Genomic DNA, 23,795 nt, shown 5'->3' on the forward strand with positions numbered 1-23,795 from the left:
AACTTTATTTTGGAGTCAAAAACCTATTTATTAACTACTGCGCAGGCAAAAATAATCGCTGATAGGTTTTATATGCGTATTCATCACTCATACCACTTAAGTAGTCACAAATAATGCGCATGCCTTGATTATGTTTTTGAGCCTCAATATATTGCGCTTGCGTTGTTTCGGGTAACAAACGAAGCGGATCGCTTGCAAACGCTGTAAACAATTCAATGAGTAGGTTTTGCCCTTTAAACTCAATCTGTTGCATTTCAGGGTCGCGAATTAAGCGTTGAAATACAAAGTGCTTGAGTATCTGTAGTACGTTTTCATACTCTGGGTGCAGCTTAGCAGTGTATTTTAAAATAGGGCATTCAAATGCTTCGTTTTGTATGTCTAGATGAATGTGAATAATGAAGGTGTTTACCAGCTCACCTATGGCGTCTTTTCGTTCAAAATCATTTTTTGAAAATAGTCGAGATGTTAACGTTTCAAGCAAGGTATTCAGCCACTCAAAATTAAGCGCTTGCAAGTGCGGGAGTGCATGCGTTTGCCAATCATCTAATGTCAAAACACGGGTTGCAATGGCGTCTTCTAAATCGTGTACGGCGTATGCTATATCGTCGGCATGTTCCATTATGGCGCTGTCGAGGGATTTATAAAGTGTTTTAGCGCGGTGTTTATCTATTGTTGCGTGAGTATTTAATAACGTTCTGTCGTTTTGGCTTAATGGTTCAACAATCCAGTTAAATATGTGTGCGTCGTCTTGGTATAACCCTTTGGCAGGGCGCCAATCATCGGCTTTGATAAAAGCACGTGAGTTACGCGTATCGGGTATGGTGTGCCACAACTCGTTTATAAATGCTGGGTATTTAATAAACCCGAGTAATGTACGGCGTGTAAGGTTCATACCATAACCATTACTGTAGGGCTCTAGCTTAGCAACTATTCGTAAAGTTTGAGCGTTTCCTTCAAAGCCACCATGGTCTCGCATCATATAGTTAAGGGCAATTTCACCTCCGTGGCCAAATGGTGGGTGGCCAATATCGTGAGCCAAACAGAGTGTTTCGAGTAAACCGGTTGATGGAAAATGACTAAAATCACTATGTTGTGTCTTTAAGTGCCTTAAAATACCAGTGCCAATTTGTGACACCTCTAAAGAATGAGTAAGGCGGGTACGATAAAAGTCGTTTAGGCCAATCCCCATAATTTGTGTTTTAGCTTGTAAGCGCCTAAACGCAGCGGCATGAATGATTCTTGAGCGGTCAACCTGCCAAGGTGAACGGTTGTCGTTAGGTCTGTGTTTATATTGCTCTATTATTCTACTTTGCCAAACTTTGTCCATACTGCTAAACCACTATTTAACCTGTTTAGTGCTTAGTATACCCATGCACTTATAAATTGCGAATGAACATATTTTTGTAATTCGCGTTTATATAGTGGCTTAGGTATAATGAAGGTTCGTATGTGTGTGTAGTTACCATACATAAATAGTTGTTTGAATGAGACAATACATGCTTAAGATTATCTTTCAGTTTTTGTTAGCCATCCTTTTTATATGGGCGCTTGCGTACCCGTTTGTACAAAGTGATGAAACCGATAGCGTAGATCAAATCACCAGTGAACAAGCTAAAAAAGTGAAGAAAAAAGAAAAGCCGTTACACAATGTCACGTTGCCTAAATTTTCTGAATTTACCGATGTAAAAGAGAAAAAACGCGCATTTTTTGATTTTATTCGCCCTCATGTTGAGGCTGAAAATAAAAAAATATTACAACAACGTGCCAAGCTAGAAATAGCCCGTATGATGCTTGAAAACAACCTATCGCTTGAAGAGAAACAAAACAAAGATATTGTAAAAATCCTTAAACAATATGGCTTACCTGAAACGGTTAACACACTTGTGCTAACTCAGGCTTTGCGCCGTGTTGATATTATTCCTAAAGAAATGGCATTAATGCAAGCTGCAAATGAGTCAGCTTGGGGGACCTCTCGGTTTGCGCGAATTGGTCTGAATTTTTTTGGTCAGTGGTGTTACTCAAAAGGTTGCGGCATGGTGCCAAAGCGTCGTAACACTGGCGCAGCACACGAAGTCGCTGCATTTCAATCGGTGCGTGCTGCAGTAAGCTCTTATTTCAGAAATATAAATACCCACGGCGCTTACAAAGAGTTACGAGGCATACGTGAAAACCTGCGCCGTGAAAAAAAGCCAGTATTAGCAACCAAACTAACTCATGGTTTGATGTCTTACTCTGAACGAGGCGAGGCATACATTGAGGAGTTAAATACGATGATTAGACAAAACAGAGCTTATTTTGATGAATAAATATATGACAGGTCACTTTTACGCGAGTTTACTTTTTTTGTTGAGCTTAAGTGCATTTTACGCCAACGCCAGAGAGTTTGTAATGTCGTACGATGGTTTTTATGACCGTTTAAAAGTAGTTAATAAAGGGGATTTTCAATATGCCCGTGTCAACTTTTACATAAGCGACATTGCTACTAATGAGGCATGCGCAATAAAAAACGGAACCATTTTAACAGAGAATAACGAGTATCCGCTTAACTTCACAGATAGCGCACAGCTGTTGTTGCCTTTTGATAAGCAACTTGATTCAGATAAAGCCGTTATTGTTATAGAGCCACAAAACCCTGAACATGATTGTCAGTTAAAGCTACAAATAGAAGCTAACGAGTTTGACGATTTAGCCTTTTCAAAACATGCGTTATATACCATTAATGATGAGTTGGATGAATTGCTAACTGATTTGTCTGGTTTTTTTGTTAGTAAATTAATGTGGTTTTTATTACCTGAGCAAAAAGGTGTGGCGGTTACCTTCAAAAACCCAATAAGCATTAATGATGAAAACGTAACCTGCGAGGAATCGATTTGTTATTTTGATATTGACGATAATTGGGAAGAGGATAGCCAATCGTTCGGTGAAATTAGTAATGTATTAAAAGTCACTCCCTGGATTGCAAAGTAACGGTAAACGTTGCAGTGGAATACAATAAAGCGGCATTAGCCGCTTTTTTTATTTTAGTGGCGCTGAAGAGTCACGCTGCATAAGTGTGGGTTCAAAAAAACGATTTATTTTAATATTTTTTGTTTGGTATACATCTTTTAGAACGAGTTTTGCGGCCATTTCACCCATTTTACCTACCGGGTTATCAATCGTTGTTAGTGTCGGGTAGAGGTAGTTTGCAAATATTACGTTATCAAATCCGACTATCGATAAATCGTTGGGTAGGTGATAGCCGTGCTCTCGGGCATATTTCATTGCACCGGAGGCCATCTCGTCGTTTGCGCACACAAGAGCGGTAAAATTTAGCTTACTATTAATGAGGTGCTCAAGCGCTGAACTTCCTCCGGTTTCGTTAAAATCACCTTCAAAATAAAGCGATGGATCAAACGTTATATTGGCTTCTTCAAGGGCTTGTTTATGGCCAGCTAAACGGTTTGCAGCATCGGCCTTAAACTGAGGGCCTGCAATATAAGCAATTTCGGTATGGCCTTGTTCTAACACCGATTTAGTTGCTAAATAACCGCCTAGTTTGTTATCTAAGCTAATGCAGTGCTCTTTGAGTTCTTCGACGTAGCGGCTCATTAAATAAACAGGCGTTGTGCCTCTACTGAGCGATATCAGGTATTCGTCGGTCACTGCTTCAACATGCAAAATTATGGCGTCGCAGCGCCTGCTAATTAAAAAGTCGATGCCTTCTTTTTCTTTATCTTCTTCACTGTGGCCGGTTGTAATAATAACGTGTTTACCGGCAGCTCTAAGCTCAGACTCAATCCCCGCCATCATTTGGGCGAAGAAAGGACCATGTAATTCAGATACTAAAATACCTACACTGTTAGTGCAGTTTGATGCTAAGGATTGGGCTATTGAATTAGGTTTGTAACCCAATGTTTGCATTGCATCGAGCACTTTTTTAGTTGTTTTATCACTTACTTTTGTGTTTTTGTTCATTACCCGAGAAACGGTAGCTAACGATACACCTGCAAGCTCTGATACTTGATAAATTGTTGCCATGTTACTTATTGACTCGCTTTCACCCTTAACTTAATCAGCTAAATCATACCTTAGTGTTGTTGACTGTGGTTAGCTTTGATTGAATATTTTCAACAACCTGGTTAGTTAATGTATATTTTTTCATTGTGTATGCTACAAAAAGGGATCCTAGGGCGGGTAGTACAGTAAACGACAGTAAAATTCCCTGCTGAGTACTCATTGTTTGCGTCACATCAGCCTGATAACTGTAAAATGATAATAGCCAACCTGCGATAGCACCTCCAACAGCAACACCCATCTTAATAAAAAATATAACACCTGAGTAAACTAAGCCCGTAATCCGTAATCCCGTTACTTCGTGACCATAATCTATGGTGTCAGCCATTTTTGCCCATAGGAGTGGGGTCGCCATATCTAAAAAGAATTTCCATAGAATAAAAGCAGCAAACGCGAGAACCAGTTGTTCACTGCCAATAAAATAGCTAAATCCACAAATAGTTGCAGCGATAAGTTGTAAGCTGATGTAGGCCTTTATTTTGCAAAAACGCGCAGCTAGAGGCTGTGCAACGGCGCAACCTATCATACTAGCAACTACACCTAGGGTCATAAATAGGGTAATTAAATCTTCCCGACCGAGGTAGTATTTGACGTAATATACCGCCAGGGTTAGCCTAAGTACTTGGCCAGTCAGCAAGAAAAATGCAGCAATACACAAGGTACGCCATTGATCGTTTTTTATGAGCGCTTGAATACTTTTAGCAAAAGGGATGTTTTGTTCTTTGGGTTGTTGAATACGTTCTTTAGTGCCTAAAAAGCAGAGTAAAAACAGCACAAGACCTAAAATACTCATGGCGGTCATGGTTAGCTGGTAACCTTTAGCGTTATCGCCCTGGCCAAAGTACTCAACCATTGGCATGGTGCATCCAGCAACAATAACACCACCAAGCATCCCAAATACAAAACGGTACGATTGAATAGTAACGCGTTCTTTTGCGTCTGCGGTTAACACACCACCGAGTGCGCAATAAGGTATATTAATAGCAGTGTAAGCAACCATCAGTAAGGTATAGGTGCTAAAGGCATAGATTATTTTGTCAGTGCCTTCTAAGTCTGGTGTAGTAAACGCTAAAATACTAATAATGGCAAAAGGGAGCGCAAGCCATAGTAGGTAAGGGCGAAAATGCCCCCATCGAGTATGTGTTTTATCAGCTAGGTTGCCCATTAGGGGGTCGGTTACGGCGTCAAAAATGCGAACAGCTAAAAACATAGTACCAACAACAGCGGGAGATAAGCCCACCACGTCGGTATAGTAAAGCATTAGGAACATCATTACCGTTTGGAAAATAATATTACTGGCGGTGTCGCCTAATCCGTAGGCTATTTTTTCTTTTACACTAACCATGGTTGCTTTATCTCGCTTTATGTTTTTTTAGTTGCGTTAATAAATACGTTTTTTTATCTATTTGAGATTAATGCTTTATAGGCTAGGCCACTATTTTTTATAGTACGTTGCTGTGTGCTGTAATCTACATAAACTATGCCAAATCTTTTTAAGTAACCTTCTGCCCATTCAAAGTTATCCATTAGGCTCCAGGCAAAATAGCCGTCTATTCTAACGCCTTGTTCTGTTGCATTGTGAACGGCATTTAGGTGACTGTTGTAGTAGTCTAGTCGATCTACATCATTGATTTCACCATTATTATAGCTGTCGGGCATCGCTGCGCCATTTTCAGTAATAAAAATAGGCGGTAGGGTATAGGTATTGTTAAGTGTGACTAATAACTCTGTAAACGATTTAGGGTAAATTTCCCAGCCCATATCGGTTAGCGGGCCAGTAGGCTCTATTGGCTCATATATTTCAGTAGGGTGCGCTTTATAAAATTGACGGGTGTAAAAGTTAATACCTAAATAATCAATTGATTGTGAAATAATGGCCATGTCACCATCGTGAATATCTGGCAGATGTGCTGACGGTAATTGTTCAATAATTGCTGGGTATGTACCATCCATGATGGGTTTCATGTACCACTGGTTTAGGTAGTCATCTGCAAACGCTGTTGCAGCAATGTCATCAGCGTCTTCAGAGATGCTATAACAGGGAGTAAAATTAAGCACGATACCGTTTAAAGTCGTCGGTGAGTTTTGCTTTAATACGGTCATGGCAAGCCCATGTGCTAATAACAAATGGTGGGCGGCTTTGCGCCCGTATTGTTTACCCACTTTACCTGGCGCATGAATGCCAACTTCGTAACCTAAAAAAGCACTGCAAAAGGGCTCGTTTAAGGTTGCGTATGAATGGACTCGGTCACCGAATGCCAAGGTAATTAAATCAACATAGTGAGCAAACGCATAAGCTGTTTCTCGATTTAACCAACCCCCTTCGTCTTCAAGGTGTTGAGGTAAATCCCAGTGGTATAACGTGACAAACGCTTTAATATTGCGCTTTTTCAGTTCATCTAAGATGTCGGTGTAAAACTTTACGCCTTCAGGGTTAAGCTCACCACTTTTAGTAATAACACGAGGCCAAGAAATAGAAAGTCTGTAAGCATCTACTCCTAATGATTCGATTAAATCTATGTCTTGTTTCCAATTATTGTAATGATCGCATGCAACATGCCCATTTGAGTTATCAGCTATTTTACCTGGAGTATCACAAAAGGTATCCCAGATACACGGCAGACGGTGAGTTGATCCACCTTCTATTTGGAAAGACGCTGTTGCTACACCATAAATAAACTCTTTTGTTAATAGAGGTGAACGAGTTGGTAAAGATATTTTAGTCATTAGTTACAAACCTTTTAAAACCTAAATTGCACTTTTAGCGCCGATATTTACTGCCTCGTAGCTTACTCTCGACTTGATAAAAAAATAAAAATTGTTGAATTATGTTACGTGTTCGTATTTAATTAGCTGTGAAAGCGCTTACATTTTTAAGATTAATGTTAATTAACCTTCAGGTCAACTCTTTAATAGCATGGCTTAGCCGCCAATTTATTAACAATACAGAGAAGGTTAACGATAATAATAAATTGCGGAGAGCACATGGCTAGTTCAGCACCAACAACGACACACACACAATCGCAAAACACAGGCGATAATAATTATGGATTTGCACTTACATCGTTAACAACGCTATTTTTTATGTGGGGTTTTATTACCTGCCTAAATGATATTCTAATCCCGCATTTAAAAGCGGTATTCGATTTAACATACGTGCAGGCTATGCTTGTGCAGTTTTGTTTTTTTGGTGCTTACTTTTTAATGTCTATACCTAGCGGGCTTATTGTGAAAAAGCTGGGTTATAAAAACGGCATTGTTGTCGGGTTACTAATTGCTGCAGTTGGGTGTGTATTATTCTATCCGGCGGCACAAATGCATAACTATCCTGTATTTTTGTTTGCGCTATTTGTTTTAGCAAGCGGAATTACTTTATTACAGGTATCTGCAAACCCATACGTAAGTTTATTAGGTCCTGCAAAAACAGCGTCTTCTCGTTTGACATTAACACAGGCATTTAATGCGCTTGGTACCACGGTTGCACCGTCATTTGGTGCATTATTAATACTAGGCTCAGCGTCGGATGCTTTTTTAACACCGGCGCAAAATGCCGAATCAGTTCAACTTCCTTACTTGCTGCTTGCTGCAATGCTAATTGTATTAGCCGGTGTGTTTGCATGGCTTAAGCTTCCAGACATTATGAGCGAGCAAAAAGAAGCGGCCGAGAAATCAGACACTATTGAAGGGAGTGCATGGCAGTATCGCCACCTTGTTTTGGGTGCGGTAGGCATATTTATGTATGTGGGCGCGGAAGTTGCGATTGGTAGTTTTTTAGTTAGCTTTTTAGCGCAAGAAAATATTGCTGGATTAAAAGAACATGTCGCGGCTCATTACATTACCTATTACTTTGGCGGTGCAATGGTTGGGCGTTTTATTGGCGCGGCTGTAATGCAAAAACTTCCCGCCGGTAAAGTGCTTGGTTTTAATGCAACCATGGCTATTATTTTAGTGGTTATTGCCATGAGCACATCTGGTCAGTTAGCAATGTGGTCAATATTATTAGTTGGATTATTTAACTCCATTATGTTTCCTACTATTTTTAGCCTTGCACTAAATGGCTTAGGCAAGCACACAGCGCAAGGTTCGGGCATTTTGTGTTTGGCAATTGTAGGCGGTGCAATTGTGCCGCTTTTACAAGGTGCACTTGCTGATAGTGTTGGGGTTCAACTATCGTATGCTTTACCAATTTTATGTTATCTATTCATCGTATTTTACGGCTTAAGTGGCAGCAAACCTGTTCAAGCTAAGGAGACTTTATAATGAACACACGTTTTACGCTCAATAAAATTGCATTAGCAACATTGGTTGCCTCAGTGACTACATTAACTGCTTGTTCAAACGACAATACTAATCAAGCTGATACTACAAAAGCGCACGCTAGTGCTGAACAAATATGGCCCAAGCTCAACATTGCGGTTAAAAAAGATGCAGAGATAGAAGCGCAAATAGCGAGTTATTTAAACTCAATGACGCTTGAGCAAAAAGTAGCGCAAATGATTCAGCCTGAAATACGTGATATTACCGTTGAAGATATGCGTAAATACGGTTTTGGTTCTTACTTAAACGGTGGTGGGGCGTTTCCTAATGGGGATAAACATGCCACACCACAAGATTGGGTTGCCCTTGCTGAAAAAATGTATCAAGCGTCTGTTGATGATTCAATAGACGGTAGCAAAATCCCTACTATGTGGGGAACAGATGCAGTGCATGGTCATAATAATGTGATTGGTGCTACGTTATTTCCACATAATATTGGTTTAGGTGCGGCTAATAATCCTGAACTAATTGAACAAATTGCAGCTGTTACCGCTGTAGAAGTTATGGCTACAGGTATTGATTGGGTGTTTGCGCCAACCGTTGCAGTTGTACGTGACGATCGCTGGGGTAGAACCTATGAGGGATATTCTGAAGACCCTGCAATAGTGCGTGAGTATTCAGCGGCTATTGTGAATGGCTTACAAGGTAAGGCCGATGAAGACTTTTTAAGTGATAAACGTGTAATTAGTACTGTTAAACACTTTTTAGGTGATGGCGGCACTGTTGATGGTGACGATCAAGGTAACAATATCGACAGTGAGCAATCGTTATTTGATATTCATGCACAAGGTTATGTAGGTGGGTTATCGGCGGGTAGTCAGTCTGTAATGGCGTCGTTTAACAGTTGGAACGGTGTTAAAAATCATGGTAATAAATATTTACTGACCGATGTATTAAAAACACGTATGGGTTTTGACGGGTTTGTTGTTGGTGACTGGAATGGACATGGACAAATAAAAGGTTGTACCAACGAAAGCTGCCCACAAGCTATTAATGCAGGGCTAGATATATTTATGGTGCCAACGGGCGCTTGGAAACCACTATATGAAAATACCATAGCGCAAGTTAAATCTGGCGAAATTAGCATGGCGCGTATTGACGATGCTGTTGCACGTGTATTGCGTGTAAAACTACGCGCGGGTTTATTCGATAAGCCAAGTCCAGCAAACCGTTTATATTCAGGTAAAACAGAATTAATTGGTGCACAAGATCACCGTGAAGTAGCACGACAAGCAGTACGTGAGTCACTCGTACTTCTTAAAAATAAAAATGACTTATTGCCGCTTTCGCCAAATCAACATGTACTTATTACCGGTGACGGTGCCGATAATATCGGTAAACAGTCTGGTGGGTGGAGTATTACTTGGCAGGGCACTAACAATAAAAATGCTGACTTCCCAGGAGCCACGTCAATTTATAAAGGCTTAGAAGAGCAAGTTACTGCCGCAGGCGGTAAAGTTACACTCAGTGATGATGGCTCTTTTGAGCAAAAACCCGATGTAGCCGTTGTTGTATTTGGTGAAGAACCTTACGCGGAGGGTCATGGTGACAGAGATAACCTTGAATTTGAGCGCGGCAATAAAAAATCGTTAGCGCTGTTAAAATCATTAAAAGCGCAAGGAATAAACGTTGTTTCTGTATTTATTTCTGGTCGTCCAATGTGGGTAAACAGTGAACTTAATGCGTCTGATGCATTTGTAGCAGCATGGTTACCTGGTACTGAAGGCGGTGGTGTTGCCGATGTGCTATTAAAAGCAGCCGACGGTAGTGTTAACCACGATTTTAAAGGCAAACTTTCTTTTTCATGGCCTAAAACGGCAGTTCAAACAACGGTTAATAAGGGAGATGAAGATTACTCGCCGTTATTACCGTATGGCTTTGGTTTAACCTATGGCGATAAAAATATACTTGCGGATAATTTAGATGAAAATTCGCAATTAGATAATTCATCACTAACGAGTATGGATATTTTAGTGGGAGCACCGGTTGCGCCATGGCGCTTATTGCTCAAATCAGGTGATGAATTGTTAGATGTGTCGAGCAGTACCCATGAGTTTGGCGCTATAAAATACCGAACTGAAGATAAGGTTGTACAAGAAGATGCTCGTCAGTTTAATTTCAACGGGAGTGAAAAAGCGAGCGCAGAAATAGTAACGAGCTTTGCTGAAGATACTATTACTTATGTTGAAGCAAATGGCGTAATTAGTTTTGACATAAAGCTTAACCAAGCGCTTGGTAATGAACTTTCACTTGCAATGTGTTCAGGTGAATGTGGTGAAAGTATTAACCTAGCTAACGTTGTAGATAGTAGTTTACTTAGTAAATGGCAGTCAGTTTCGATTGACCTTAAATGTTTTGCTGATAAAGGCGTAAATTTTGCGAGTTTGACAAGCCCATTTAGTTTGCACAGCTCAGGTAAAGCCTCTGTGTCGGTATCAGATATAAAATTTGTACCAAACAAAGCAGATGAAGCAACGCTTAAGTGCAAGTAAGGGTACGCTAAATTAAATAGATAGATTGTTGTGTGTAGTAAAGCCCTTCATTTGAAGGGCTTTTTTTATGAATCAAATACACAGATAGTTTAATTTAGTAATTAAGTGTAGTAGTGTGATTACCAAGGGATTGTGTCGGTCTAATTACCGAGCGACTTTGTCGTAAATAGCATATCAGCCAGTTGTTAAACTGGCTATGATTTATGCCTATTCTTACAACGCTTGCGACCTTGCAACTCTCAGTGCAGTGGTATTCAAATTGTTTCTTAACCACATGCTACGCACACCGCCTGCGCTAATATCAATACCGAGGGCTTCAGTCAGCTTGATGGCCACTTTCTGTTGACCAAGGTGGGGATGCTCAACGGAGAATTTTACGACTGCATCTTCGATGGCTTTATCTACACAGTTTTTATGTCTTATATCGGGAGTTTCTTGGCGTTTTAAGGCATCAGGACCGCCTTGCTTAACCAGTCTTAAGTGTCGGTGAATAGTGTCTCGTGAGACGCCACTTTGTCGTGAAGCTGCACTGATACTTCCAAGCTTTTCGATTAATGCCAACACCTCTAGTTTCTTTTGTACTGCTAAGTCTTCTGATTCAAGCTTACTTGGCTCATTTACTTCAGATACCTTGAGTTGCCGCCCTGCGAAGTGTGCGGTGAAGCCTTTCTTGCTGGTGTTTCGGATCTCAATTTTCTGATTAGCTATGGAATGTTTTAGCGGTGAATCAATCAAATAGAACTTGTTACCGTAGCTGAAGGTGTGGTCATTGCGGATCTTACGATGGTCTTTAATGACGCAGATATCATCAAGGTTGGTGTGTTTCGATAATGGTGTAAATTCAGGCGCTTGCTTTGATTTCACTTGAATTCTAGACTGCCAGAATTGTGGGATGAATACATGTTTCAGGTATGCATTAGCACTGGCTATATCTTTAATATTGTTAAGCCTTAGCTCAGGTACAAGACGGTCTTGAAATGTATCAAAGGCACGTTCAACACGGCCTTTACCTTGAGGCGAATTGGCGAAGATAATCTCAATACCCAATTCTTCACATGCACGCTGCATTTGTGAGAAGTTGCAACGCTTAGGGCCGCCGAAGATACCCGCTCTATCCACGTACAGCGTTTTAAACACGCCCTTAGTTTCGATGCAATCTCGCATGACTTTCATACAACCAGCGGTGGTTTCAGATGGGAAGAACTCTGCATGTACTTCACTGGTGGCATCATCAATCATCGCAATCAAACAATGCTTCTTATCGCCAAACCAACGATGGGGACTACCATCCATCTGCATCATTAAGCCCGGCGCTGCCATACGCTCTCTGCGTTTTCGAACATTGCTACGTCTTCGTTTGGCTCGTTTAACGTGATGAATATCATGTGCCCAACCGCGAAGGGTTTCACGCTTAATAACAATGTTCTCATTCGTAGCTAATTGTTCAGCCAAGTGCAACAGATTCAAATCGTAATATTTTTCCTGAATCAATTTTTGAACCGCTTTTTTTATTGATACCGGCGTTTTGTTGGATGGGGCTTTGCCACTGTTACCATGCACAACAAACTGAATACCGACTTTCTGATATCTCTTCACATAGCGTTCTATTGAACGTCTAGACTTACTGAGTAACTTAGCAGCATTGGTAATTGTTATTCTGCCTTCAACCACTTTGGCAATTATATCAACGGTTAGTTGAGCTTTAGAATCCATCACAATCATCCTCAACATGCCTTCTAGTATTCAAAAACAAGAACACTAACAAACATGTAAAAAAGAGACCGACAGTTTCCCTTGGTAATTAGCAATTACGACAGAATTGCTTGGTAATTAAGATACGACAAAGTCGCTTGGTGTTAACATAATTAAGTGTAGTAGCTCATATCTGATCTGACAGTATAAGCAAATAGGTTTAGACTTTATCTGAAAGGCAGCTATGAGCTGTGAGTTCAACTGGTGAATGCAACGCTATCCTTATTATTAGTTAAAGGAGCGTTTACATGAAACAGAGAAAGCGTATTTATTATAATGCAGAACAAAGAAGGTTAATTTGGGATCGATATCAGCGCGGTGATAGTGCGCATGATATAGCAAGATTATTTGATCGATACCATTCATCTATATTAGGTATTATCCATAAAACAGGTGGTGTTAGGCCGCTTGAGCCCAAACGCTCACCAACGACACTAACTCTTGCAGAGCGAGAAGACATTTCACGAGGGTTAGCAGCAGGTAAGTCACTTCGAGAAATAGCGAGATATCTTAATCGCTCACCTTCCACTATTTGCCGTGAAGTACACCGCCACGGCGGGATTAAAAAATATCGAGCGAGTAAAGCTGACAAAGTTGCCTGGGAAAATGCCAAACGCCCTAAGCCTTGTAAGCTGTATGGCAACAAAGAATTATGTTTAATCATTGCTCAAAAGATGGAATCTGCATGGTCACCTCAGCAAATCTCTGGTTGGCTTAGGCGGAGATACCCCAATAATGAGGATTTGAATGTGTCGCACGAAACAATATATAAAACCCTATATATACAAACCCGCGGCGCCTTAAAAAAAGAGCTACAGAAACACTTAAGGACGCAGCGGGTAGTCAGGAAATCAAAACACGCCACTCTTAAAGGTAAAGGGTTAGGAAAGATAGTTGACGCTGTACCAATTAGTGAAAGGCCATCAAATGTTGAAGACAGAGCTGTTCCAGGCCACTAGGAGGGAGACTTGATCCAAGGCTCAGGAAACAGTTTTATCGCGACTCTAGTTGAGCGGCACTCTAGGTATGTAATGTTAGTGAAAGTACCTAGTAATAAAACAAAGCCAGTAATCGAAGCGTTGATTAAACAAGCTAATAAGTTGCCAGCAGAGCTTTATAAATCATTAACTTGGGACAGAGGATGTGAGCTTACTAATCATAAAGACTTTACTCTAGCTACAGATATTCAAGTATATTTCTGCGATCCACAATCACCTTGGCAACGCGGCTCCAATGAAAATACAAATAGGTTATTAAGACAATATTTTCCAAAAGGAACTAACTTAAATGAGCATTCTCAGATAAGATTAAACCAAGTTGCCAGACAACTTAATGAGAGACCGCGGAAAACACTAGAATACGAAACACCTGCGGAGCGATTTAATCAGTGTGTTGCATCGAGTGATTGAACTCACAGCACAAATCGGCTATTCACTGTCAGATTTAATTCAACTCTATAAATCGAATCTGGCAGATCAAGTTAAGACTTTTTCAAATTAAGCTGTTAACACCAAGCGACTTTGTCGTATCTTAATTACCAAGCAATTCTGTCGTAATTGCTAATTACCAAGGGAAACTGTCGGTCTCTTTTTTACATGTTTGTTAGTGTTCTTGTTTTTGAATACTAGAAGGCATGTTGAGGATGATTGTGATGGATTCTAAAGCTCAACTAACCGTTGATATAATTGCCAAAGTGGTTGAAGGCAGAATAACAATTACCAATGCTGCTAAGTTACTCAGTAAGTCTAGACGTTCAATAGAACGCTATGTGAAGAGATATCAGAAAGTCGGTATTCAGTTTGTTGTGCATGGTAACAGTGGCAAAGCCCCACCCAACAAAACGCCGGTATCAATAAAAAAGCGGTTCAAAAATTGATTCAGGAAAAATATTACGATTTGAATCTGTTGCACTTGGCTGAACAATTAGCTACGAATGAGAACATTGTTATTAAGCGTGAAACCCTTCGCGGTTGGGCACATGATATTCATCACGTTAAACGAGCCAAACGAAGACGTAGCAATGTTCGAAAACGCAGAGAGCGTATGGCAGCGCCGGGCTTAATGATGCAGATGGATGGTAGTCCCCATCGTTGGTTTGGCGATAAGAAGCATTGTTTGATTGCGATGATTGATGATGCCACCAGTGAAGTACATGCAGAGTTCTTCCCATCTGAAACCACCGCTGGTTGTATGAAAGTCATGCGAGATTGCATCGAAACTAAGGGCGTGTTTAAAACGCTGTACGTGGATAGAGCGGGTATCTTCGGCGGCCCTAAGCGTTGCAACTTCTCACAAATGCAGCGTGCATGTGAAGAATTGGGTATTGAGATTATCTTCGCCAATTCGCCTCAAGGTAAAGGCCGTGTTGAACGTGCCTTTGATACATTTCAAGACCGTCTTGTACCTGAGCTAAGGCTTAACAATATTAAAGATATAGCCAGTGCTAATGCATACCTGAAACATGTATTCATCCCACAATTCTGGCAGTCTAGAATTCAAGTGAAATCAAAGCAAGCGCCTGAATTTACACCATTATCGAAACACACCAACCTTGATGATATCTGCGTCATTAAAGACCATCGTAAGATCCGCAATGACCACACCTTCAGCTACGGTAACAAGTTCTATTTGATTGATTCACCGCTAAAACATTCCATAGCTAATCAGAAAATTGAGATCCGAAACACCAGCAAGAAAGGCTTCACCGCACACTTCGCAGGGCGGCAACTCAAGGTATCTGAAGTAAATGAGCCAAGTAAGCTTGAATCAGAAGACTTAGCAGTACAAAAGAAACTAGAGGTGTTGGCATTAATCGAAAAGCTTGGAAGTATCAGTGCAGCTTCACGACAAAGTGGCGTCTCACGAGACACTATTCACCGACACTTAAGACTGGTTAAGCAAGGCGGTCCTGATGCCTTAAAACGCCAAGAAACTCCCGATATAAGACATAAAAACTGTGTAGATAAAGCCATCGAAGATGCAGTCGTAAAATTCTCCGTTGAGCATCCCCACCTTGGTCAACAGAAAGTGGCCATCAAGCTGACTGAAGCCCTCGGTATTGATATTAGCGCAGGCGGTGTGCGTAGCATGTGGTTAAGAAACAATTTGAATACCACTGCACTGAGAGTTGCAAGGTCGCAAGCGTTGTAAGAATAGGCATAAATCATAGCCAGTTTAACAACTGGCTGATATGCTATTTACGACAAAGTCGCTCGGTAATTAGACCGACACAATCCCTTGGTAATCACACTTTTTCAAATTAAGCTTGCAAAAGTAAGCTTTTTTCATCGTAGGTCACCACTTTGTCACGGCCAGTTTCTTTAGCAAGGTAGAGTCGTTTATCGGCGTTCGCTAGTAACTCTTTTATAGTCTGCTCGCCGTTTATTGTGCTACTGACGCCTGCACTCACCGATAAATTTATATCGTGCCCCTCGTAATAAAATGGATAACAGCTTATGCTTTCGCGTAGTTCTTCGGCATTATTTCTGGCATCACTTAATGAGCAGTTGGGCAACAAAATGGCAAATTCTTCGCCGCCGATTCTGGCTGATATTTCTTCATTTAAAAACTGTGATTTTATATGCTGGGCGATCCACTTTATGGCTTGATCGCCTGCCTCATGGCCATAGGTATCGTTAACGCGTTTGAAAAAATCAATATCGAGCAAAATAAGTGAAATATTTTTGTTTTGGTAAAGTGGTAAACTTAACGCGTTTTTTCCTTTTATAAAAAAACCACGGCGGTTAAATAGTTGACTTAAAACGTCGGTATTAGCAATGCTGGCAAGCGTATGTTCTGTATTAGATGCTAATAAGTAAGGGAGTAATAATGCACTGCAAGTGGCTAAAATTAAATGACTGCTTAAAATGAGCTCTAATGGTTCTAAATAGGTTGTATCGCTTAGGCTTAAAATAGGTAAAGCAAGCAGCACTGTTTGAACAAACATAAGCAAACTATGGATTAAAAAGCAGGTAATTAATGCCTTTTTTTGTAAGGTTGCAACAAAGCTCATAGTGCTAATGATGTAAGCAGAAAATAAGTATAACCCTGCAATAATAAAGCTCGTTACCATTTGTGCCGCGGAGTAAGGATACACAGATAATAAAATTACAGCGGTAAAAAGTAGCAAATAGTAAATAGGGCGTAAGTTTAAAGGTTTGCTGTATTTGTATTTATGTAGTCCCAGAATAATTAAAAATGGGCTGAGTATTATAAAAACATTCGCTAAATAACTCGTAATAAAAGGAAAATTAAGTATTAGTTTTAAACATGCGAGTAGTTCAGCAAATGAAAATGCAATGCACGCTAAACCAAAAATTAAAAAAGCAGATTGTTTTTTGTAATTATGAACAGATAAAAAAAACAACCCTATTAGTAGGTTAAGTATAAAAGAGAGACCAATCACAGTAGGCAGGTGTAGCATTCATTTTCGCTTTTATTAGGAAATTGTGTCTGACTAACTTAAGTATTATGTATTAATCATGAAAGGTCAATATGGGTAAATAGTACTAGTTACCCATATTGTAACTGAATAGAGTATACGCAGAAGATAATTAACGCCAGCTAAACCAAGCTGTCCAAGGCCGATTTAAGGTTCTCGTAATGAAAACGATAGTTATGCTTTTGTGCTTTGGTTGGCACTACAAATTGCCCGGTAGTGAGTAAGTCAGACATTTCACCCATTAATACTTTCAATACAAATGCAGGCATGGGCATAAAAGCGGGACGCGATAATGCATTACCCAAGCGTTTACTAAACTCTGAGTTACTAACTGGGTTTGGTGCTACGGCGTTAATTGGCCCCGAAATTTCAGGGTGTTTCATAATATATAAAATAAGCTGTGTCATATCGTCTATATGTATCCACGACATACCTTGCTCGCCGTCACCAATTGGCCCGCCTAAACACAATTTAAATGCGGGAAGCATCTTGCTTAATGCGCCACCTTTTTTAGCTAATACAATACCGGTTCGTAATAGGCAGACTCGTGTTTTTTCAGACTCTGCTTTTAATGCTGCGTCTTCCCAGTCTTTACACAGCTGATGGCTAAACTCATTGTGGGGATCTGTAAAGTTTTCATCTATGCGCTTGTTGCTTTGGCGTCCATAGTAGCCAATAGCACTGCCTGATATAAACGTGTGTGGAGGGTTAGTACTTGCTGCAATAGCGTGGCTAATTTTTTCTGTTAGATTAATGCGGCTGTCACGTATAGTTTGCTTTTGTTTATCGCTCCAACGCTTATTAACGATTGGCTCACCGGCTAAATTAATAACAACATCAACGGTATTAAAATCAACAGCGCTTATGTCAGTGACTGCTTTAATTTTATGACCCAATAATACATTTGCTTTTGTGGTATTACGGCTTAGCACGGTAACCGTGTTGTGGTGCTCTAAAAAAGGGCATAAATGTTGGCCAATTAGCCCAGTAGCACCTGTAACAAATATATGCATATTGAATCCTCAAATTATAATTGTAGCAAGTGTTTTTAATTTATACTCACTAGCATGTAGTTTCTATCCTTAATACGAAGTAACAAGGGTTATGATCACTTTGTAATTATTTCATTTCATTAGGTTTTGCCTTACACTGTGGCCTTATTACAAATAAAAGGATAAATAAAGTGGCAGGTTTAACGGGTGTAAATAAAAGCTTAATTGTTTTTGCTGCTTTAGTAGTGGTATTGGCAGGGATCAAATCAGCAAGTGTCATTGTTATTCCTTTCATATTAGCGGCATTTATTGCCATTATTTGTAATCCACTAATTAAATTTTTTGCACGTTATAAAATTCCTAAAGGCATTGCAGTGATGCTTGTGGTGCTAATTATTGTTGGGCTTGGAGTCAGCTTAGGTGGCTTAGTTGGCCAGTCCATTAATGATTTTTCACAGCAGCTTCCTGAATATAAAGCCCAACTCAAAGAAGAGTTTATTTGGCTTGTAGACCTCGCCTCCCAGTACAATATTTTAATTAATAAAGAACAACTTATTTCGATGTTCGATCCAGGTAAAATGGTTGATGTAGCAACTAACATGCTGACAGGGCTTGGTGGCGTAATGGCAAACATGTTTTTAATAATCTTAACGGTTATTTTTATGCTGTTTGAAGGCCCACTGCTAAGCAATAAAATACATATGGCTCTTGAAGATCCTGATAGTAAAATGAAGCAAATTGACCGATTTTTAGAATCAATTAATTCTTACTTGGCTATAAAAACACTCGTTAGTTTAGCTACCGGTATTATTGTGTCTGTTTACTTGTGGGTTCTAAATGTTGACTACTTTATATTATGGGGTGTTTTAGCATTTATGTTTAATTACATTCCGAATATTGGGTCAATTATTGCGGCTGTGCCTGCCGTGTTACTTGCCTTAATAACTCAAGGTCCTCTAATTGCCGGTATGGTAGCGGCGGGTTACTTAACAATAAACACGGTGATGGGCAACATTGTAGAGCCTAAATTTTTAGGTAAAGGGCTTGGCCTATCAACCCTTGTTGTATTTTTATCTTTAATATTTTGGGGGTGGCTACTTGGTACAGTAGGTATGCTTTTATCTGTTCCATTAACAATGATTGTTAAAATAGGCCTTGAAACAAGCATAGAAGGTAAATGGGTTGCTACATTATTAGGCAGTGGTGAAGATAGCGCGATGCGTTAACCTTCAGCATTTATAGCCAATATAACCCATTTGAATTGCTATATAGCACTTAATGCGTCATCAACAGCGTTAAGTGCTCCCTCTAAATAACCTGCTTCTTTTTTCGCGAATTCACTTCCTACTAAGTGAATATTTAAATCTCTTAGCTCACTTGTTAGTTCACCTAAATGGAAATCAGGGTGTTGTGAGGGTTGTGTTTTATCGTCGTTATTGGCAACAAATTCATCCTCAGCCCAATCTTTTATAAAACAATGTGTGGGGTTTCTAGCGGCTTCGCCGTAAAAATAGACTAGCTGGTTAATACAAGCTTTTATTAATTGTGCTTTGGAAACTTTACTGCGAGTGGCGTATGGCACGCCGATAAAGCCAAATAAGGCAGCATGCTTATTGTGTTCTGCACTTGCATCATGTATTTCAACCATGGGTCCGACTCGGCTAAAGCATTGTCCAGATAGATTGCGTTCTCGCCAAAAGGCGTAATCGAATGTGGCCACAAATTTAGCCTGTCCTGCCATCCAAGTGGGCGTTGTAGTCAAACGATTTATAAGCCTCTCACTTGCCCAAAAATTAGGTGTTAGATGTTGGGTGATCATTCGTGGAGGCAGGGCAGTGAGCACTGTGTTTGTTTCAAACTGCTGTATTTTACCATTGTTATTAACTGTTAACTGCCAGTTATCATTACTTTTTTTGAGTTCTGTTACGCAATGATTTAACAATATATGCTTTGCAGGTAGCTGTTTATAGAGTGCCTTGATTAAGGTGTTCATGCCATGTTTTAGCCTAAACAATTGCATTTCGCCAGCGCCAGCTATTTGTTGAACTGCTTGATTAGGCGCTTGGTATAACACATCACCATGATTGTATTGCTCAAATGTCGATAAATTGAGCGATTTGACCAATGATTGAATTTTTGGCTGATGAGGAAAGATCCACGTCGGACCAAGATCAAACCCAACATTTTCATTTTTTATTGAATTTTCACAATAAACACGCCCACCTAAAAATGGTTTGGCTTCTAATAATAAAAACGCAATATTACGTTCATGCAATTTTGTTGCAGCATAAAGCCCTGCAAGTCCGCCACCAATAATTATTATAGGCTTGGCCATTATTTACCTTTTTAAGTTTAACAATCTACTAGTAGGTAGTTTGTTTTGTGTGTGCACTATTGTCAAGTGAGTATGCGAGCTAGTCGTGTTATTTACACGTGCTTTAAAAAGGTTGTTTTAAGGATTCTGTAAACTGATTTACTAACTGAATTTCACAGTGCTTGTAGCTGATAGCGGCTGCTTTTGCATTAGGAAGTTTTAATATGTAGCGCCACTGACAGGCACTTTCAATGTACTTCTCATTATTTTTTATACTGCGCATAAATAACTGCAGCACTTGGGTATTACCCGTTGCTTCTTCAGATTGGACTAGTTCGTACTTGCGTTTTTGTACCCAAGTCCCTTGCTCTTGTTTGGCTTTATCGAGCTGGGTGTCAAGGCATTGGATGTAACGCTTAGATTCATTCATAGTTGGCTTATCAACCAATTGGCACACAGCATTAGAATATGCACTGCCACTTATTATAAGGAGAAAAAACGAAAACAAGTTTGCATACGTATTATTTTTTATCATGGTAATTAAACTCTAATATAAATTGTGCGCCGCCTAGCTTGTCGGCTTCAGTGATTGTCAGTGTGCCGTGGTAAGATGTAACCAAGTCCGAGACAATGGCCATGCCAACACCATGCCCACTTTGGTATGTATCTAAGCGTGTACCGCGTTTAAGTAATGATTCGCGCTTATCTTCTGGCACACCCGGGCCATCATCACTTATACCTATACATAATGTTTTACTTTGCACCACTTGTACCGTTACTTGAGAACGACACGCTTTACAGGCGTTATCAATTAAGTTGCCTAGTAACTCCATTAAATCGGTTTGGTCACCTAAAAAGTAGTCTTTATCAGAAACTATACAATCAAAAATAATATCTTTGTCGCGATAAACTTTAGCCATTGCACTTAGTATTGAGTCGATAACTGGTTTTATAGGCGTTTGTTTTTTCCACGTATCTGATGCGCCAGTAGCTGCACGCTTTAATTGGTGTTCGATCATCACATTTATACGGTCTAACTGTTCTTGTGCGTCAGCATCATTTGCAAGCGGGCTTGATTTAAGAACAGCTAGTGGGGTTTTAAGTGCGTGCGCTAAATCGCTGAGCGATGCTCTGTAGCGTTCTTTTTGTCGTTGCTGAGATTCAAGTAACAAGTTTAAGTCGGCTTTTATGGTTTGTAGTTCAATAGGATAAAGGCCTTTAATTTCTTGTATATCACCAGATTCAATGGCTTTTATTTCTTTATCTAAGCGCTGAAGTGGGCGAGCGCTCCAAATAAAACCGATAGCCATTAAAATTGTTATGGCAATACCCATAACAAACATCCACTCAACAAGTGTTTGTTTAAACCCATCCATTAAGCGAAGTAGAGCGTCGTTACGTTTTACTAAAATGAACCGAGCCTGCTCGGACTGATCAATATTATTTAATATTACGGTTAAACTAAGCTGCCAATAAACCGTATTTTTGTATTCTACGCGCCTAAAGTCAGCGGCACCGGCTTTGGTTTCTATTTGTTGAGGTACAAAGTCGACATTCACCGCTGACTCCGAATGCCAAATTGGCTCTTCATCTCGGTAAATCATTGCGTAAGTGTCAGAGTTTAATCTGTTAAGCTCAGGCGCTAATATAGTGCTTGGCATAATTATGCCATGTTCAGTAAAGTCTACCTCAGATATGAGAGAATAGAGTTGAGCTTCTAGCGTTTTTTCTGTGGCATCGACCAAAGAGGCATAATAGGCTTTGCCAATTGAGTAAAACAAAATAGGCAGTGCCACCAATAAAACAAAGACAAGGATAAATCCTTGCCTTATTTTTAGTGATACTTGCGGTCCTACCACTGACTTTTTAGCCTGTAACCACGGCCACGTAACGTTTCAACTGGGTTGAGGGTGCCTTCTGGGTCTAACTTTTTACGTAGGCGTAAAACAAACACTTCAATTACATTCGAATCAAGGTCGAAATCCTGATCGTAAATATGCTCGGTAAGCTCTGACTTAGAAATAACCTTTTGTGGGTTTACCATTAAGTATTCAAGTACTTTATACTCATAAGCCGTTAGACTTAACTCTTTGTCATCGACCCAAACTTGTTGCGAACGGGTGTGTATTTTTATAGGTCCTGCTGTCATTTCAGGGTTAGCTTTACCTGCACTGCGGCGAATAAGTGCGTTACAACGCGCTGCTAATTCTTCAACATGAAATGGCTTTGTTAAATAGTCGTCTGCACCGGCATCTAGCCCTTCAACTTTATCTTGCCAGCGATCACGGGCTGTTAAAATTAAAATTGGAATTGTCACGCCTTGGGCACGTGCTTTGTTAATTAACTCAATTCCGTCAATTTTAGGTAAACCCAAATCAACCACAGCCATATCCAAAGGGTATTCAGTAATATGGAATAAACCAGCTTCACCATCGTGACATAAATCCACGCTGTAGCGTTCTTTCTCTAATGCATTTCGTAGGTTGTCTGCTAAATGTAGATCGTCTTCAATAACTAAAATTCGCATTTTTTAATCCTTTTTCACTTCGCCGGTTTTTTTATTAATATGTAAATCAACGACGTGGCCGTCAGATTTGAGTATTCGTACGGTATAAAACTCTGGTTTTTCAGTTATCTTTAGCGTTTTACCGCCAATGCTTTGTTTTGCAAGTATTACCGCTTTCTTTTTATCCACCGGTTGATTTACCTTTTTAGTGGGCGTAGCCGAAGCTTGGCTATTGCTAGCAAAGCTAACACAAGCAATAAAAATAAGGCTTAACAATACGCGCATAACAGAAACTCCTAGACCAGATAACCTTAGTTTAATTAACTAAGTTACTAAAATTCAAGTAAAAACGTTAAATCCGTAATTACATTAATAATTTTAATTAAAAACGTGTGAACAAATCCTGAATTACAGGTTGGCTTGTAACAACACGCTGTTATTTATACTGGAAACACTTTTTTGAATGGTTTAACAATTGTATTTACGTATACGCCACCTGAAACGTAAGGATCATTAGTTGCCCATTCACGCGCAGCTTCTAGCGAATCAAACTCTGCAATAATAACTGAGCCAGTAAAACCGGCATCTTGAGGGTCTTCATTATCAACCGCAGGGAAAGGGCCGGCGGTAAGTAGCCTGTTTTGTGCATCAAGCTCTTTTAAGCGTTCTAAGTGCGCTGGACGTGCAGCTTTTCGTAATTCAAGGCTGTTTTCAACGTCTGTTGAGTAAATCATGTACAACATAATAGATTCTCACTTAAGTTGTTAAATTTAATTATGCAAATAGTACCACAGAGCTCAAATTTGGCTAACTAAAAGCGTATACACTTAGGTTTACAGTTGGATTTTATTTTTAACGCTAATTGCTTGAAAACCGCTGTATAACACTGGTAGAGTCGCTCAGATACTCAAAATAATAAAAAGGTTTT

Annotated in this window: 18 protein-coding genes and 2 pseudogenes; 7 read left to right on the forward strand and 13 right to left on the reverse strand. The window is 39.9% G+C overall.

Going from position 1 to position 23,795, the window contains the following annotated elements; all coding sequences use genetic code 11:
* Positions 1-34: 34 nt before the first annotated feature.
* A complete protein-coding gene (locus PS1M3_RS06645) occupies positions 35-1,327 on the reverse strand; it encodes an anti-phage deoxyguanosine triphosphatase (RefSeq protein ID WP_203986885.1) in 1,293 nt (430 codons plus the stop codon).
* Positions 1,328-1,496: 169 nt separating this feature from the next.
* Here PS1M3_RS06645 and PS1M3_RS06650 point away from each other — a divergent pair, with 169 nt between their 5' ends.
* Both PS1M3_RS06650 and PS1M3_RS06655 read left to right on the forward strand, forming a co-directional pair.
* Positions 1,497-2,306 (forward strand): glucosaminidase domain-containing protein, encoded by an 810-nt coding sequence (locus tag PS1M3_RS06650; protein ID WP_203986887.1) that lies wholly within the window; start codon positions 1,497-1,499, stop codon positions 2,304-2,306.
* Complete coding sequence (locus PS1M3_RS06655; protein ID WP_203986889.1) at positions 2,299-2,967, forward strand: DUF2987 domain-containing protein; 669 nt, start codon at positions 2,299-2,301, stop codon at positions 2,965-2,967. Before PS1M3_RS06650 ends, PS1M3_RS06655 begins: the two co-directional genes overlap by 8 nt.
* Before the next feature lie 48 nt (positions 2,968-3,015).
* On the opposite strand, the gene PS1M3_RS06660 is transcribed toward PS1M3_RS06655, so the two are convergent.
* Genes PS1M3_RS06660 through PS1M3_RS06670 form a run of 3 tightly spaced genes read right to left on the reverse strand, consistent with a single transcriptional unit; the run spans position 3,016 to position 6,780 of the window.
* Positions 3,016-4,017, reverse strand: a complete 1,002-nt coding sequence (locus PS1M3_RS06660; protein WP_203986891.1) for a LacI family DNA-binding transcriptional regulator — start codon at positions 4,015-4,017, stop codon at positions 3,016-3,018.
* A gap of 43 nt (positions 4,018-4,060) precedes the next feature.
* Positions 4,061-5,398, reverse strand: coding sequence for a glycoside-pentoside-hexuronide (GPH):cation symporter (locus tag PS1M3_RS06665; RefSeq protein ID WP_203986893.1), 1,338 nt, complete (start codon positions 5,396-5,398; stop codon positions 4,061-4,063).
* A 53-nt stretch (positions 5,399-5,451) separates the two neighbouring features.
* A complete protein-coding gene (locus PS1M3_RS06670; protein ID WP_203986897.1) occupies positions 5,452-6,780 on the reverse strand; it encodes a GH1 family beta-glucosidase in 1,329 nt (442 codons plus the stop codon).
* A 258-nt stretch (positions 6,781-7,038) separates the two neighbouring features.
* Between PS1M3_RS06670 and PS1M3_RS06675 the strand changes: the two genes are divergently transcribed.
* Both PS1M3_RS06675 and PS1M3_RS06680 read left to right on the forward strand, forming a co-directional pair.
* Positions 7,039-8,313, forward strand: a complete 1,275-nt coding sequence (locus PS1M3_RS06675) for a sugar MFS transporter (RefSeq protein WP_006792235.1) — start codon at positions 7,039-7,041, stop codon at positions 8,311-8,313.
* Positions 8,313-10,862 carry an exo 1,3/1,4-beta-D-glucan glucohydrolase gene (locus PS1M3_RS06680; RefSeq protein ID WP_203986899.1) on the forward strand — a complete coding sequence of 850 codons (2,550 nt, stop codon included), beginning with the start codon at positions 8,313-8,315 and terminating at the stop codon, positions 10,860-10,862. Before PS1M3_RS06675 ends, PS1M3_RS06680 begins: the two co-directional genes overlap by 1 nt.
* 213 nt (positions 10,863-11,075) lie before the next feature.
* On the opposite strand, the gene PS1M3_RS06685 is transcribed toward PS1M3_RS06680, so the two are convergent.
* Complete coding sequence (locus PS1M3_RS06685) at positions 11,076-12,584, reverse strand: ISNCY family transposase (protein WP_203983756.1); 1,509 nt, start codon at positions 12,582-12,584, stop codon at positions 11,076-11,078.
* A 278-nt stretch (positions 12,585-12,862) separates the two neighbouring features.
* On the opposite strand from PS1M3_RS06685, the pseudogene PS1M3_RS06690 reads away from it, so the two are divergent.
* Together PS1M3_RS06690 and PS1M3_RS06695 are read left to right on the forward strand one after the other, a co-directional pair.
* Positions 12,863-14,023, forward strand: a pseudogene (locus PS1M3_RS06690) (IS30 family transposase).
* Between the two features lie 233 nt (positions 14,024-14,256).
* Positions 14,257-15,764 (forward strand): annotated as a pseudogene (locus PS1M3_RS06695) (ISNCY family transposase).
* A gap of 109 nt (positions 15,765-15,873) precedes the next feature.
* Here PS1M3_RS06695 and PS1M3_RS06700 read toward each other — a convergent pair.
* Positions 15,874-17,037, reverse strand: coding sequence for a GGDEF domain-containing protein (locus tag PS1M3_RS06700; protein WP_138741006.1), 1,164 nt, complete (start codon positions 17,035-17,037; stop codon positions 15,874-15,876).
* 140 nt (positions 17,038-17,177) lie between these two features.
* Complete coding sequence (locus PS1M3_RS06705) at positions 17,178-18,068, reverse strand: TIGR01777 family oxidoreductase (RefSeq protein ID WP_203986901.1); 891 nt, start codon at positions 18,066-18,068, stop codon at positions 17,178-17,180.
* A 170-nt stretch (positions 18,069-18,238) separates the two neighbouring features.
* Between PS1M3_RS06705 and PS1M3_RS06710 the strand changes: the two genes are divergently transcribed.
* The gene (locus PS1M3_RS06710; RefSeq protein ID WP_008127717.1) at positions 18,239-19,273 is read left to right on the forward strand and encodes an AI-2E family transporter; all 1,035 of its coding nucleotides are present in this window, start codon (positions 18,239-18,241) and stop codon (positions 19,271-19,273) included.
* Positions 19,274-19,311: 38 nt separating this feature from the next.
* Here PS1M3_RS06710 and PS1M3_RS06715 read toward each other — a convergent pair whose 3' ends face one another.
* From PS1M3_RS06715 to PS1M3_RS06740, 6 genes are all read right to left on the reverse strand, one after another.
* Entirely contained in the window at positions 19,312-20,382 is a 1,071-nt protein-coding gene (locus PS1M3_RS06715) for an FAD-dependent oxidoreductase (RefSeq protein ID WP_138741008.1), read from the reverse strand.
* A gap of 103 nt (positions 20,383-20,485) precedes the next feature.
* Positions 20,486-20,896 (reverse strand): hypothetical protein, encoded by a 411-nt coding sequence (locus PS1M3_RS06720; RefSeq protein ID WP_138741009.1) that lies wholly within the window; start codon positions 20,894-20,896, stop codon positions 20,486-20,488.
* Positions 20,883-22,220: an ATP-binding protein gene (locus PS1M3_RS06725; protein ID WP_010557521.1), complete on the reverse strand. Its 1,338-nt coding sequence runs from the start codon at positions 22,218-22,220 to the stop codon at positions 20,883-20,885. Before PS1M3_RS06725 ends, PS1M3_RS06720 begins: the two co-directional genes overlap by 14 nt.
* Complete coding sequence (locus PS1M3_RS06730) at positions 22,214-22,888, reverse strand: response regulator transcription factor (RefSeq protein WP_008127723.1); 675 nt, start codon at positions 22,886-22,888, stop codon at positions 22,214-22,216. Before PS1M3_RS06730 ends, PS1M3_RS06725 begins: the two co-directional genes overlap by 7 nt.
* 3 nt (positions 22,889-22,891) lie before the next feature.
* On the reverse strand, positions 22,892-23,152 hold the full coding sequence (locus tag PS1M3_RS06735) for a PepSY domain-containing protein (RefSeq protein WP_010557520.1): 261 nt from the start codon (positions 23,150-23,152) through the stop codon (positions 22,892-22,894).
* Between the two features lie 155 nt (positions 23,153-23,307).
* A complete protein-coding gene (locus tag PS1M3_RS06740; RefSeq protein ID WP_058429022.1) occupies positions 23,308-23,610 on the reverse strand; it encodes a YciI family protein in 303 nt (100 codons plus the stop codon).
* Between the last annotated feature and the right edge of the window lie 185 nt (positions 23,611-23,795).

This window comes from Pseudoalteromonas sp. PS1M3, from assembly GCF_016865405.1.
In the GTDB taxonomy this organism is placed as follows: domain Bacteria; phylum Pseudomonadota; class Gammaproteobacteria; order Enterobacterales; family Alteromonadaceae; genus Pseudoalteromonas; species Pseudoalteromonas marina.